Source organism: Nonlabens sp. MB-3u-79 (assembly GCF_002831625.1).
GTDB lineage: Bacteria > Bacteroidota > Bacteroidia > Flavobacteriales > Flavobacteriaceae > Nonlabens.
The window spans coordinates 1,374,535-1,389,911 of the sequence record NZ_CP025116.1; the positions used below are offsets into that span (position 1 = coordinate 1,374,535).

A 15,377-nucleotide genomic window follows, 5' to 3' on the forward strand; every position below is an offset into this window, starting at 1 on the left:
AGATTCTGCATTAAGTGCGGAATGACAATTAAAAGAATAGCTTCCACCCTTTAGGGTTGGGGAAAGAAGCGGTAAAATGAACTCGAACTTGAACTCGAACTCCAATTTGAAAAAAAATGTCAGTTTGAGCGATAGTCGAAAACGATTATGTAACGAGAAAGAGGAACGATATCTGATTTGATTACTCAGATGAAAATTTTCGAATATTGAATATCGATCAAGGAATAATGAATATTGAAAATGAACTCGAACTTGAACTCGAGGGTATTCTCAAAAGCCATTATAAAGAAAATAGTGGTCCTTTCCTTTGGAAAGGATTTAGGATAGGCCAGAGAACTTGAACTTGAAAAATGGAATAAAACTCCTTCCCTCGAGGGAAGGTGGGGATGGGTGTTGCGGTGTTTGTTAGATCGAGAAAGCTAATAATAGATTCCGCATCAAGTGCGGAATGACAAGAAACAAATAGATTCCGCATCAAGTGCGGAAAATAAAAATTACAAAATGAAAACAATAATAAAATTTACCATACTATCTCTTTTATTAGCCATAGGAATTAGTTCCTGTACCAAGGATTTTGAAGAACTCAACACCAACCCTAATGCCCCGGTTAGCGTACAGCCTAGTCTTCTGTTGCGACAGGTGATCTATAATTACGGAGAAGAGATGTCCTATGAAGGTTTTGTCGCAGGTGGCCTATTAAGCCAGCACATGACCGCATTAGACTTTAACTTATTTGATAGACATGCTCTGAAAAGCCCACAATTGGGAGGTAATCCTTGGCCTATTTTCTATAGAAATTTAAGAGATAATCAGATCATCATCAATCAATCCAGAGCAACACCTGCTTTTGCCGTTTATGAAGGTCCTGCCTTGATCTTTAAAGCCTATATGACTGCTGGATTGACAGATATTTTTGGGGATGTACCTTATTCTGAGGCCTTCAGAGGACTAGAAGGAATTGTAGAGCCTGCATACGACCTTCAAGAAGATATCTATTTGCAACCAGGCGGAATTCTAGATAACCTAGATCAAGGAATCGCTGCCATTGAGAATTACAGCAGTTCTATTGCTCTCCAAGGAGATGTTTTATTTCAAGGAGATCTCGATGCTTGGGTTCGATTTGCAAATAGTTTAAAGATCAAAGCCTTGATGCGCATCTCTTCAAAAGAGAATGTGAGCGCAGGTTTGCAGGCGTTGTATGACGACCAGAATTACATCAGTTCAAACAGTCAAAATGCGGTATTTAATTTCTCAGATTCAGAGCCTAATAACTTTCGTATGGCACGATTGAGAGCAGGAGATTTTAACAACTTTGTCATGAGTGAAACCATGGAAGAAGTACTAGAAGGATTAAACGACCAACGAGTTGAGGTGCTATTTAGAGCTAGAGGAAACAATGGAAATGGGGAAGACTTCAATGGTCTATTAAACGGGATCGATGCTTCCTCTACTTCAGTAACTTTAGCCGACTATTCTCTTGCAGGAACTATTTTTAGAGAAAATACTGGGGCTTTAGACGCCAATTATATGACGGCATGGGAAACCAACTTTCTTCTCGCTGAAGCTGCCGAAAGAGGACTGATCACAGCTTCGGCACAAACGCTTTATGAAACAGGAGTAACGCAAGCCTATGAATACTGGAACACGGCTCTGCCAGCAAACTATTTAACCACTGATGCTGCTTATGCAGCAAATGCTAACGATCCTATTGAGCAAATCATTACTCAAAAATGGATTGCTAGTGTGATCAATGGTTATGAAGGATGGATCGAGTACCGCCGTACCGGTTTTCCAGCATTAAAAACCATATCAGCTAGTTTTAATAACGACCTGATTCCTGTAAGAATGCCTTATCCTGCTGAGGAAGCATCTCTAAATGCCGAAAATTATAATGTCGCTGCAGCCGCTACTAATGACAACGATATTAATGTGCCGGTATGGTGGGATGAATAGATGAACTCGAAATTGAATTCGAACTTGAAAATGAAATCGAACTTGAAAAAAAATGTCAGTTGGAGCGATAGTCGAAAACAGTTATCCAACGAGAAAGAGGATCGATATCAGATTTGTTTACTCAGATGGAAATTTTTGAATATTGAATATCGATCAAGGAATAATGAATAATGAAAAGAAACTCGAGTGTATTCTCAAAAGCCATTATAAAGAAAATAGTGGTCCTTTCCTTTGGAAAGGATTTAGGATAGGCCAGAGAACTCGAACTTGAAAAAAGGAGTAAAATTCCTTCCCTTGAGGGAAGGTTGGGATGGGTGTTGCGGTTTTTATGAAATGGAGAAAGCTATAAACAGATTCCGCATCAAGTGCGGAATGACAGGAAACAAACAGATTCTGCATTAAGTGCGGAATGACAATTAAAAGAATAGCTTCCACCCTTTAGGGTTGGGGAAAGAAGCGGTAAATAAAACTAAAACTAAAATCAAAATCAAAACCAAATCGAACTTGAACTTGAACTTGAACTTGAACTCGAACTTGAACTCGAGTGTATTCTCAAAAGCCATTATAAAGGAAATAGCGGTCCTTTCCTTTGGAAAGGATTTAGGATAGGCTAGAGAACTCGAATTTGAAAACTCCTTCCCTCGAGGGAAGGTTGGGATGTGTGTTGCGGTGTTGATGAGATGGAGAAAGCTATAAACAGATTCCGCATCAAGTGCGGAATGACACAAACAGATTCCGCATAAAGTTCGGAACGACAAGAAACAAATAGATTGCGCATTAAGAGCAGAATGACAAGAATTAAACGAACCGAATGTTAGAATTTCTAACCCAAATAGCAACTTTACAATGGTTGCTCATCATTGCTAGCAGTGTGATCTTTTTCATACTGTCTCCGTATGCTAAAGATGTAGCTACTTTTTTTAAGGCACAGCATCGGGGAAAGCAGCCTTCTATGGTCATGCTTACTGGAAGCTTGATCATCTCTTGGATATTTGCCAAAAGCATTACCAATGCGGCAAATCTAGGATTGGAGTTTGGTCTTGTAGGCGGTGTGGCTTATGCAGGTTATTATTTGTCCTTTGCGGTTGCAGGAGTTATTATTTATCAGCTGCGTACTCAAGGTGGTTATACAAGCATACATCATTTTTTAACCGATAAATACGGTAGAAGAGCTGTTGGTTTGTTCTCTATTTTAATCAGTTTTAGATTGTTCAATGAAGTCTGGTCCAATACGATGGTGATCGGAACCTATTTTGGCGAGATGGGAAGTACGGCTTATTATGCAGCTATTGTAGTCTTTACATTGATGACTCTTGCTTATGCGTTAAAAGGAGGTTTAAGCAGTTCTATTTTTACAGATCTAATTCAAATGGTGTTGTTCTCTGTGTTACTGATCATCATTCTAGCTGTGATCTTTGCAGAGCCTGAAGTACATGCTGCCGAAATGATCAGCTCTGGAACTTGGTCTATGGAACTGGGGTTGAACTTGTTTTTTGCGGCTATTTTACAAAGTTTTAGTTACCCTTTTCACGATCCAGTATTGACCGACAGAGGATTTATTACAAGTCCTAAAGTGACTCGTAAAAGTTTTTTATGGGCTGCTGTTTTAGGAGGTGTTTGTATCGTTCTTTTTAGTTTGGTAGGGGTATACGCGCAACAAGCAGGATTAAAAGGACAAGCAGCTGTTGAGGTAGCTAAAAAACTAGGTGTCGTTTTATTACTGATCATCAACTTTATAATGATTACCAGTGCGGCAAGTACACTAGACAGTACCTTTTCTAGTTTTTCAAAATTACTAACCCTTGATTTAAGATGGGGTAAAACCCTTACTTTTGGTAGACTCATGATGGTTTTTATTGCTGTTTTAGGTACCATCCCTGTATTCTTAAATGCCGAGATCTTAAGCGCCACCACTATAAGCGGTACCATGGTGATAGGACTCACCCCAGTATTTATATTATGGAAAATGAAAGCCCCACAAATCAGTTATTTTTTGTCCGTATTTTGCGGGTTGATTTTTGGCGGATTGCTCATTTTTGAATACTTCCCGCAAAGTTTGCTATTAACCACAGGAAAATATGCGTCACTTTTATGGATCAACGTTTACGGAATACTTACAAGTTTCCTATTATACTTAATACCCGCATGGATAAAAAAATTATAGATTTAGGTAAAAAATCAGGCAAAATACTCCTTTTTGGAGGCGTTTATAGCAATTTACAGGCGCTTTCCAGTCTGATACAAATTGCGCAAGAAAAGGGTGTTCCACCAGAAAATTGTATTTGTACGGGGGATATCATCGGTTATTGCGGACAGCCGCAAGAGACGTTGGATACGTTTAAAAATTGGGGTGCACACAGTATTTTAGGGAATGTAGAGATCCAGTTGCGAGATGATGAAGACGACTGTGGTTGTGATTTTACTACAGGCTCTCGTTGTGATGGATTTAGTGAGATTTGGTACGCTTTCGCGAAAGCGAACTTGCACACCAACACCAGAGACTTTTTCAAGTCCCTACCAGATCATATCACATTGGAGTACGCTGGAAAAAAAATAGGTATTGTTCACGGTAGTTACAATCAGGTTTCTCAATTTGTATTTAAATCTACCGACTGGCAGGAAAAACAAGCCAGTCTAGCTGCTTTACAAGCTGAGGTAATCATCGCAGGACATTGTGGTTTGCCATTTATAGATCAACAAAAGGATCAAATCTGGCTCAATCCAGGCGTGATAGGCATGCCAGCAAATGATGGAAATAGGGAGACTTGGGCCATGATTCTAGACGATGCAAATGGTTTTGAATACGAGCACATTCCATTGTCTTACGATTACCTTACTGCTATAGAGGAGATGAAGAAGCACCATCTTCCACAAGAATATGCACAGACTTTAGAAACCGGTATCTGGGATAATATGGAAATTCTTCCAGAAGAGGAACAATTGCTAAGAGGTAAAAACTTGGAACTGATTCCTATTTAATACCTTTATCTGATGATGAGATATGTATTGATATCAGTTTTTATTATTTTTTCAGTTGTTCCAATTGCTGGACAAGAGATTGTAGATATTCAAGCAGATTATGTGGAACTAGATCCAGATCAGTTAAGATATTATACAAGAATAGATGATAATTCATTTCAAGTAAGTTATTATGGTTTTGATGGCTATCAAGAACTTACGATAGTTAAAAAAAACTGGATCAAAGATTCTAAACAAGTTGATTCATTAGTCCATGTCGGGACCTTAATTTCGGTTGATGAAATAAGGAGTTTAAGTTTATCATCACTACAAAAGGAATGGAAAGAAAAAAGTTTTTATTACCGTCCGTACAAGGATTTGGAAATTTTAAAAAACCTAGATAATGGATTATTTGGTTATGGGGAGATTAAAAATGATCTTTATATTTATGACTATTACAGAATTGTGCCCATAAGAATTAATAAGAGTAAAATACTGTATCAGTTTGTTGGATTAAAAAATGAAACCCTGTACAAATATTTAATTCCTTTTAATAAAAGGTATTGCTTATCTGGTGATTTTGAAAGTACAGAAGTCCATGATAAAGAGTTGGTAGCTAAATGGAATGTGCAATGGAGAGAGGAATCTGATCCTAGCTATATGTACGATATTGAAGATAATTATATCTATGATTATACAAAAAAAGAGAAGTTAATAGAAAGAAAACACGATTCCATTGATGGTGATTATTACAATCACATCATTGGTTTTAAGGATAAAGAAATTTTTGTTTATGATGTTTTCTTGAATGATATAACACCTCAAAATTTACGTTCAATTTCTCGATTGAATGAAAAATGTCTTCAAGTATTGATAGGGAACGAAGTTAAATATCTAAGTAATTCTGGTGAGACATTTAGACTTCCAATAGCTACAGAGTTTTTTATTTGTGGAATGAGATATTTTGATACAGAAATTGAAAAAAATGAAGAGCTTTATTCCTTAACATATATAACGGATCTAATACCAGAAGATCCTTTCGAAGATTATAAAACCATTTACTTGAAAGTTGAAATCGATTCGAAATTAATAACAGAGGAATTTGGTTTTTTAAATGAACGTAGATATCAATTAACTAATTTTAATTATTATTATGGTTCTGGTTACACTAATAATTTCCTTATCTCAAATAATAAAAAGGATAAATTTATTTTCACTCCATTTATTTTTGAATCTGAATTAACGGATGATTTAGAAGAAGTAAATCACGAATTGACCATTCAATATGATCAACAAGTGGAATATGATTCTTTCATTTACAATAAGGATGATCAAACAACAATAGTTGTAAAAAACAACTTAAAAGGCTATTTAGGAATCAATAAGAAACCTAAATATAAAACCTTAGAAGAATTTCAAGGTTCTTTTGCTCGTTTTGAACTTCCAGATGGGAGAAAAGGCTGGTTACAAAAAAATGCTAAAGAATTTTTAGATCAATAATTTAAAAATGTAAATAGCTTAATTATGATCATTTTTTTAATTTTCACCTAATCACCTAATCACCTAATCACCTAATCACCTAATCACCTAATCACCTAATCACCTAATCACCTAATCACCTAATCACATGATCCCAAAATGGTTTTATAAATTTCTGATTGTTATGTGCGTTATCAGTCTTTGCATCATAGGTTATAAAATAGCCGATGGGGAGCAGGACCGCAGTTTTATATGGCTTGGCTTTTTGTTTTTAATGGCCATTTGGTATGCGTTAAGGCAATTGCGATCTAAAGATTAATCTCCTAGAAATTTATTAACATGGATTCCTGAAAACAGTTCGTTAAAATCCATTATTTTCACGTTATGGCAATCTTTAAACGCGATCCTTGGATTCTTGATATTTATCGCACGTATAGTGGTGGAAATCACTTATACATACGAGGTCGTGCCTTAGAAGACCAGCCCTTAAAGCATTATGAGCAGCAAACACTTTACCAAACCCTGCGCAACACCTGGCGTACTTTTGCCACAGACGAGATTAGAAACGCTCATGTAAAACTCAGCCTCTCTAACGGAAAATTCTTTGAGGTAAAGGCAGATCACGAAGGCTATTTTCTCTTTGATCTCAAGACTGATTTTGATTTGCACGAGCTCACTGATAAGGAAGGCTATTTGTCCATTAAAGTAAGTTTTGATGAAGATAATGCTGCTTTTGCCAAAGCGAAACAACAAAAACGTCTGAAAGTAAACAGGTTTACTGGAGAGACTTTAGTGCCCTCAGAAGATGTGGCTTATGGTGTTATAAGCGATATAGACGACACCATCATGCATACAGGTGTGACCAGTTTTCTAAAAATGCGAGTGGCTTTCAATACTTTTTTTAAAAATTACGATCGCAGATTGCCTTTAAATGGTGCAGCCAACTTTTATCAGTTGTTGCATTGTGGCCCTTCTTCTAAAGGTCAAAATCCCATGTTCTATTTAAGCAATAGTCCTTGGAATTTATATAAGTATTTAGAGAAATTCTTAGACTTTCACGGTTTTCCAAAAGGCCCTATTTTGCTCCGAGATTTTCCTACTCCCTGGGATCGAACGCCTAAACTAAAAATACCACATAAGGAGAATGAGCTCATCAATATCCTCAAGCATTACCCACAAATGAGGTTTATACTTATAGGAGACAGTGGTGAGCACGATGTAGATTATTACAAATATGTGGCAGAGCAATTTCCAGAGCGCATTATGGCTATTTATTTGAGGTCTGTAGACCATAAAAAGAAAATGAAGCGAGTAAAATTTATCGCAGACTCTTTTACTATTTGTCCCATGTTGCTTATTAAAGAGTCCACAGAAGGCGTTACGCATGCCAGAGCAAATGGTTGGATAGTTTAAAGAAAATGAAATTGAACTCGAACTCGAATCTGAACTCGAACTTGAACTTGAAAAAAGGAGTAAAACTCCTTCCCTTGAGGGAAGGTTGGGATGGGTGTTGCGGTAATAATAAGGTGGAGGAAGTATAAACAGATTCCGCATCAAGTGCGGAATGACAAGACACAAATAGATTCTGCATCAAGTGCGGATAGGCAATTGAAGAAAAGTGTAGCTTCCACCCTTTAGGGCAGGGGAAAGAAGCGGTAAAATGAAAATGAACTCGAATTTGAACTCGAACTCGAACTCGAACTTGAATCCACTCTAAAAAGCCATTATAAAGAAAATAACGGTCCTTTCCTTTGGAAAGGATTTAGGATAGGCCAGAGAACTCGAACTCGAATCTGAACTCGAACTTGAACTTGAAAAAAGGAGTAAAACTCCTTCCCTTGAGGGAAGGTTGGGATGGGTGTTGGGATGTAGATCAGATGGAGATAGTAACATCCGATTCCGCTCGACAGCGGAATGACAATTGAATAAAAGTAGCTTCCACCCTTTAGGGCAGGGGAAAGAAGCGGTAAATTGAACTCGAACTCGAACTCGAACTTGAACTTGAATCCACTCTAAAAAGCCATTATAAAGAAAATAATGGTCCTTTCCTTTGGAAAGGATTTAGGATAGGCCAGAGGACTCGAACTCGAATCTGAACTCGAATCTGAACTCGAACTTGAACTTGAAAAAAGGAGTAAAACCCCTTCCCTTGAGGGAAGGTTGGGATGGGTGTTGCGGTAATAATAAGGTGGAGGAAGTATAAACAGATTCCGCATCAAGTGCGGAATGACAAGACACAAATAGATTCTGCATCAAGTGCGGATAGGCAATTGAATAAAAGTGTAGCTTCCACCCTTTAGGGCAGGGGAAAGAAGCGGTAAATTGAACTCGAACTTGAACTCGAACTCGAACTTGAATCCACTCTAAAAGCCATTATAAAGGAAATAGCGGTCCTTTCCTTTGGAAAGGATTTAGGATAGGCCAGAGAACTCGAACTCGAACTTGAACTTGAAAAAAGGAGTAAAATTCCTTCCCTCGAGGGAAGGTTGGGATGGGTGTTGCTGTGTTTGTTAGATCGATAAAGTATAAATAGATTCCGCATCAAGTGCGGAATGACAATTAAAACTCAAGCTTCCACCCATTAGGGCTCGGGAAAGAAGCGGTAAAATGAAATCGAACTCGAACTTGAAAACTCCTTCCCTCGAGTGTATTCTCAAAAGTCATTATAAAGGAAATAGCGGTCCTTTCCTTTGGAAAGGATTTAGGATAGGCCAGAGAACTCGAACTTGAATCTGAACACGAACTCGAATTCGAACTTGAAAAAAGGAGTAAAACTCCTTCCTTCGAGGGAAGGTTGGGATGGGTGTTGCTGTGTTGATGAGATAGAGATAGTAACATCCGATTCCGCTCTACAGCGGAATGACAATTGAATAAAAGTAGCTTCCACCCTTTAGGGCAGTGGAAAGAAGCGGTAAAATGAAATTGAATGTATTCTCAAAAGCCATTATAAAGGAAATAGCGGTCCTTTCCTTTGGAAAGGATTTAGGATAGGCCAGAGGACTCGAACTCGAATCTGAAAGCTTTACCCCAAAACACCTTTTTGCTTGTTGTAAAAAGCATCGGCTTGTTTTTGCAAGAGTTCTCTGGCTATTTTTTTCTTATACTCATAAAGTTCGTCCTCATTTGCGATGTCCTTATAGACTCGGTTGTTGAGCTCTTTGTCGGTTTGCACGAGTATGCTTTGCTGTTGTTTTTGCTGGATGACCCAGGAAAGAATCAGGTCCTCGCGTTCTGCAAATTTGTAATCATATGCTCCTCGTGGTGCGATTAATTTTGCAATTATAGGCGAGGTCTCTATGGCTAGAAAGAGCAAGAAGATAAAGAATGAGGTGATAAAAGGCAATTTGTTCAACGCCTCAATACGCGCCATCAATCCGTCAAAGTTTTCGATGATGGGTTGGGATGCTGCAAGCTGTGCGGTCTCACGAGTCTTTAAGTCGGCTAGCTGGAGTTCTATGGCTGCTATTTTCTCCGTATTAATGCTTGTTAATTCTTTAAAATCTGCCTGTGCGGCGTCGTGTTTTTCTCGTTTTTCTTTATAGACAGGCCCTTTTCCTAATTTATTGGTTCCCGATGTTCCTTCAGCTTCTGTAATATAGGTGGTGTAAAGGGCGTCTACTTCTGCTTTTTTTGTGCTGATTTCAGATTTTAATTCTTGTATCGCTTTCGCGAAAGCGGACTCCTCAACAGCAAATAACGCCCCTACTTGCTCTTGATTTTCTAGGGTCATTGCGTTTTTCTCTTCCAGTAATACCTGATCGATCTCTTTTTCAAAAATCTTTAATTCCAAAGGTTTTGAAATCACCATAGCAATAATAATTGCCAAAACAATACGTGGGAGAGCCTGCCAAAATTCGTTGATTTTGCGATCGCTTTTTTTCAGTGTGGAAACAATGTAGCGATCCAGATTAAAGATCAATAATCCCCATACAAGACCTAAAGCAATAGCCATCCAGTAGCTGTCAAAAACGGTATATAAGGCATAACTCGCAGCAAAAAATGCCATCAATGCGGTAAAGAATACGGTGGCGCCTATACCAGCATACTTATTACGCTCGCCAGCATGGCACTCGTCAAGCAATGGAGCATCAGCACCGCTACAAAAGATGAAAAAAGACTGCATAAGAATGGTTTAGAAAGGGATTGTAACTTAATAAACGTCAAATGCATAGAATTGTTACAGTTTTGAACTGAAACTTCAACTTAAGTTCGAGTTCGAGTTCAGATTCATACGTTCATTCCGCTGCATAGCAGCATCGGCTTAATTCATTCTAGGAGCTGGTCGATAGGGTTGGAACAAACAAAAGCCATAGTTCAATGGCTTTTGTTTAAAAATGATAAAGGATGAGGTGTTTTTAGTCTTTGGGATGCATTGGAATTAACAACCACGTTTTTTAATTTCTTCTGGACCTACGATCACATCATAGGTGTTGATCATCATAGCAGCTTTGTTATCTATGTTGTCCAAATAGACATTCCAGTGTTCATTTTTTGCTACTATTAATAAGGCTTCTCGATAATTCAAAATATGTCCATCTACGTAATACACATATTTTTCTTTGTTGATGTTGATGACATCGATAGGGTCACCTATCATTCTTAGTTTCTTTTGTGGCGTTATAATCGATCCTACTTTCTTGTTAGATTTACTGATGATAAAGCTTGAAGTGTTTTTCTCAGGATCAATTGTTTGAAAAAATTTGGAGTACATCCGACTTAAAGTTTCTTTTGACATTTTTAGGGAACTGTCGTTGAAGAATGCTAAGGTGTGTTCATTTCCATTTTGAGTGATAAGGTCAAACGGAATTTCGTTATTGTTTTTGATTAAAGTTTCTACCTCCGCAAGAGTTACCTGCTTCCGATTGATTTCAAACTTTACTGGCTTTTCTTGACGTAACGCCGCCATTAAAAAAGCTTTTCTGATGGAAAGGTCAGTAGGTTCTTTTTTTGACGTTGCAGCAGGTCGCGATTCTAATGAATTAGTGGTGATATAGGTGTAATTTTCACCTTTGATCTTTTTTACTTCTAAAGAAGTTATCGACTTACCGTCTTTAATATTCTCATACTCTTCTTCGGTGATCTGTTTGCCGTTTAAATAAATGTTCGAATTGTCAACAACCGATTTCTTTGAACTAGCAGTGCTTTTTTCCAAGATAGTTTCAACAGCTTCCCAATTGCTATCGTTTATTCCAACACTGTTATCATTGGACTTGGTGTACATTTTCAACGAATTCACTCCGTTGACCGGCATGATTTGCACGCCATTGTTTCCGTTCTTTTTGATAAATGCTTTTGCTTTTTCTGCAGTTACCTTTTTATCATCAATGTAGTAGTGGATGTTATCACCAGCATTTTCAATATAATCTAAAGGACTCGCTGGTGGCGGTGGTGGCGGAAGGTCTTCTTCTTTAATATATTCTACAGTCTTGCCTTTAACGTCTATTTTATTTCCCCAACGATCGTAAAAAGCTTGGTCACCTTCTTTCAAAGTATAATAATAGATCTTTCCATCCACTTTTATATATCCAAAATCTTTAGACGGTGCTGCCGGCGGTGGTGGTGGTGGAATTTGACCTGCTCTAATATCATTTTCCCAATTTAAATAAGGCCATGGTTCATTTTCAGCGCGTTGTTTTTCATTCATAGAATTAAAAATGATTTGCATGCGTTTTGTGTCTTCATTAAAAAGTACGACATGACCATTTTCCTTTATAAATTCTTGATGTCTCTTAGCTAGAAAATTATACTCTTTTATGTCTTTTGAGGTCAGATTTTCTAGAACTTCAATGACTTCGATTACTTCTGGTTGTTCTACTATTTCAATGATTTCTTCTACTTCTTGAAATTCGGTTTCCTCCTTACCACAACTCATAACGAGTAAAGCAAGAACAGGAATAAGCGCTAGACTTCTTAAGAGGAGGCTTATAGGTGACGTACGTATTTTCATAATATGAAATCTTTTTTTAATGATGGGAAACGTAAAGGTGTTTGCCATGGCTTGTTGGTAACTGGTCGTGGCGTGATCTAACAATATTTGTTGGTAGGCTGTGGTAGAAATACCTTGATTTAATACAGATCGATCTGCAAGGAATTCATGATTCAATTTCATAGAATACCTAATAAGATATAGCAGCGGATTGAACCAAAGCAAAACCATAAGCAGTTCAATAAACAAGATGTCCAGCGAGTGCTTTTGATCTAAATGTGCTTTTTCATGCTCCAAAACTACGGTAGGAATTTTGTTAGATTCATGATCTTTTTTAGAGACAAAAATGCGTTTGAGAAATGAATGAGGTATGGTAAGTTGATGGCGCAGTATAAGCTGGTAGGTTTTGTAGGAACTGATCTCGTCTTCTTGTTGGATTCTAAAGGAATTCAAGTTTTTACCAAACCTCCATATCATAATCGCAAGACCTATGGTATAAACGGCTAGCATTACATACAACCAATTCACTTCCAAAGCTGGTTCTTGCGACGCACTCTCTGCCATATTCAATTCATAAGCCGCAAAAGGCGTTTCTTGAATAGGAATCACAATAGTTTCTACCACTATAAATGGAATACATAAGGAAACCATCAAGGCACCAAGTAAATACCACCTTTTAAAGGCATGCCAGGACGTATTTTCTAGCAATAACTTATAAGCGAGCCAGAGAACAAAAAGACAAACAGAGGAGTTGATTAAGAAATGTTCCATGATTACTTATTTTCAATTTGACGGTCTATGATCTTCCTTAATTCTTCCAGTTCTTTTTTACTTAAATCGGTTTCTTTAGTAAAGAAAGAAGCAAATTGTGCAGAGCTGTCATTAAAGAAATTTTTAATCAGGCCATTGACATGCTTGGAGAAGTAGTCGCTTTTTTTAACAAGTGGCTTGTACTGTCGGCTTTTACCGAACAGTTCATAACCTACAAAACCTTTATCTGTCATGCGTTTTAACAGGGTTGCAATGGTAGTGGTAGCAGGTTTGGGATCAGGGTATGCTTCAAGGAGGTCTTTCATAAAAGCTTTTTCTAGCTTCCATAAATGACTCATAAGATCTTCTTCAGTTTTTGACAATTTCATTTCTATGTTTTATGCCTATTTAACTTTACTCTGTTGTATTAAATCGTTCGTTTTTCTATTTTTCTTCGTTAAAAAATAAAACCGTAGCTACTGCTATGCTTTAATTTTTTGTCTTGATAAATAAAAAAACGTTCCAATTTAATTTTACAACAGCACAAAATTAAATTGGCATAAGAACTAACTCTACAAATGTAGAACAATATTTTAATTCTACAAGTGTAGAGCATTAAAAAGTAAAAAATAAAAATAAAAAGAAGTATAAGAACTGCTATTATATAAGGTTTTAAAATACTGAATACGATATGTTTAGGGCTGTTTTCGCTTTCGCGAAAGCGATCAGGTAAAATGGTATAATAAAAGATATAGCGGAAAGCACGGTCACTGGATAATTCTAGGAGCGGTAGCGAAATGAATTTTCTAGTGAACTGCCCAAAAAAAAGTCCCACTCGATTATGAATGGGACTTTTGTAAATTTAAATTTAATAGCTCAAAGATAAATTGGTATTACTTACTCATCTCCGTAAAATGCTTATAAAAATGCGGAATCGTTTCAATTCCTTTTAGGTAATTCCAGATTCCGAAATGCTCGTTAGGAGAGTGGATGGCATCACTGTCCAGTCCAAATCCCATAAGGATAGACTTAGAATCCAGTTCTTTTTCAAATAATGCAACTATAGGAATCGAGCCACCACTGCGCTGTGGGATAGGCGTCTTGCCAAAGGTATCTTCATAAGCGGCACTTGCTGCTTTATAGCCCAGACTATCAATAGGCGTCACATAAGCCGTTCCACCATGATGTGGTGTTACTTTTACGGTTACGCTTGCTGGAGCGATGCTTTCAAAGTGTTTCTGAAACAATTCGGTGATTTCATGCCAGTTTTGGTCGGGAACCAGTCGCATGGATATTTTTGCATAGGCTTTACTGGCGATTACGGTTTTGGCGCCTTCGCCGGTGTAGCCGCCCCAAATCCCATTCACGTCTAAGGTAGGCCTAATGCTATTGCGTTCGTTAGTGGTATACCCTTTTTCACCATGTTCTTCAGCGATGTCTAGTGCTTTGTTGTAGGCTTTTTGAGAGAATGGCGCTTTGGCCATTTCGGCACGTTCTTCTTTACTGAGCTCTTCTACTTTATCATAGAACCCTGGAATGGTGATGTGATGGTTATCATCGTGGAGTTGGGCGATCATGTCGCACAATACATTGATAGGATTTGCTACGGCACCACCATAAAGTCCGGAGTGCAAGTCGCGATTAGGTCCGGTTACTTCAACTTCTACATAGCTCAAACCACGCAGTCCTGTGGTGATGCTAGGGACGTCTTTAGAGATCATGCCCGTATCAGAAATCAAGATCACGTCGTTAGCTAGTTTTTCTCTATTGCGTTCTAGAAACCATCCTAAAGACTCGCTTCCCACTTCTTCTTCCCCTTCAATCATGAACTTAACATTACATGGCAGCTCGTTATTTGCCGTCATGTATTCCATAGCTTTTACGTGCATATACATTTGTCCTTTGTCATCACAAGCACCACGAGCAAATATGGCTCCGTCTGGATGAAGGGCTGTTTTTTTAATCACCGGCTCAAAAGGTGGGCTGTCCCATAAATTTATAGGATCTGGTGGTTGTACATCGTAATGACCATAAACCAATACTGTAGGCAGGTTTTTATCTATTATTTTTTCACCGTAAACAATAGGGTAGCCTGGTGTTTCACATATTTCTACGTGGTCACAGCCGGCTTTTTTTAGGGATTCTTTAATCACTTCACTGGCTCTAATCACATCGTTTTTATGGGCAGGATCTGCGCTAACAGATGGGATCTTAAGTAAGTCTATGAGTTCATTTATGAATCGATCTTTGTGCTGATCAACATAAGGTTTGGTATTCATTGTAATTGTATTTGAGGTAAAGATAAGAAAGG

Annotated in this window: 9 protein-coding genes; 5 read left to right on the plus strand and 4 right to left on the minus strand. The window is 37.8% G+C overall.

Going from position 1 to position 15,377, the window contains the following annotated elements:
* Positions 1–501: 501 nt before the first annotated feature.
* The 5 genes from CW736_RS06045 to CW736_RS06065 all read left to right on the plus strand — a co-directional run bounded on the left by CW736_RS06045 (position 502) and on the right by CW736_RS06065 (position 7,803).
* Positions 502–1,953: a SusD/RagB family nutrient-binding outer membrane lipoprotein gene (locus CW736_RS06045; protein ID WP_101013126.1), complete on the plus strand. Its 1,452-nt coding sequence runs from the start codon at positions 502–504 to the stop codon at positions 1,951–1,953.
* An 811-nt stretch (positions 1,954–2,764) separates the two neighbouring features.
* Positions 2,765–4,117 (plus strand): sodium:solute symporter family transporter, encoded by a 1,353-nt coding sequence (locus CW736_RS06050; RefSeq protein ID WP_101013127.1) that lies wholly within the window; start codon positions 2,765–2,767, stop codon positions 4,115–4,117.
* The gene (locus CW736_RS06055; protein ID WP_101013128.1) at positions 4,099–4,932 is read left to right on the plus strand and encodes a metallophosphoesterase family protein; all 834 of its coding nucleotides are present in this window, start codon (positions 4,099–4,101) and stop codon (positions 4,930–4,932) included. Before CW736_RS06050 ends, CW736_RS06055 begins: the two co-directional genes overlap by 19 nt.
* Positions 4,933–4,944: 12 nt before the next feature.
* Entirely contained in the window at positions 4,945–6,411 is a 1,467-nt protein-coding gene (locus CW736_RS06060; RefSeq protein WP_101013129.1) for a hypothetical protein, read from the plus strand.
* Between the two features lie 363 nt (positions 6,412–6,774).
* Positions 6,775–7,803, plus strand: a complete 1,029-nt coding sequence (locus CW736_RS06065; RefSeq protein ID WP_101013130.1) for an App1 family protein — start codon at positions 6,775–6,777, stop codon at positions 7,801–7,803.
* 1,609 nt (positions 7,804–9,412) lie between these two features.
* Here the strand turns inward: CW736_RS06065 and CW736_RS06070 are convergent.
* The 4 genes from CW736_RS06070 to CW736_RS06085 all read right to left on the minus strand — a co-directional run bounded on the left by CW736_RS06070 (position 9,413) and on the right by CW736_RS06085 (position 15,345).
* On the minus strand, positions 9,413–10,513 hold the full coding sequence (locus CW736_RS06070; RefSeq protein WP_101013131.1) for a DUF4407 domain-containing protein: 1,101 nt from the start codon (positions 10,511–10,513) through the stop codon (positions 9,413–9,415).
* A gap of 255 nt (positions 10,514–10,768) precedes the next feature.
* The gene (locus CW736_RS06075) at positions 10,769–13,087 is read right to left on the minus strand and encodes a M56 family metallopeptidase (RefSeq protein ID WP_101013132.1); all 2,319 of its coding nucleotides are present in this window, start codon (positions 13,085–13,087) and stop codon (positions 10,769–10,771) included.
* Positions 13,088–13,089: 2 nt separating this feature from the next.
* Positions 13,090–13,455 (minus strand): BlaI/MecI/CopY family transcriptional regulator, encoded by a 366-nt coding sequence (locus CW736_RS06080; protein ID WP_101013133.1) that lies wholly within the window; start codon positions 13,453–13,455, stop codon positions 13,090–13,092.
* 504 nt (positions 13,456–13,959) lie between these two features.
* Positions 13,960–15,345, minus strand: coding sequence for a dipeptidase (locus tag CW736_RS06085; protein WP_101013134.1), 1,386 nt, complete (start codon positions 15,343–15,345; stop codon positions 13,960–13,962).
* Positions 15,346–15,377: the final 32 nt, after the last annotated feature.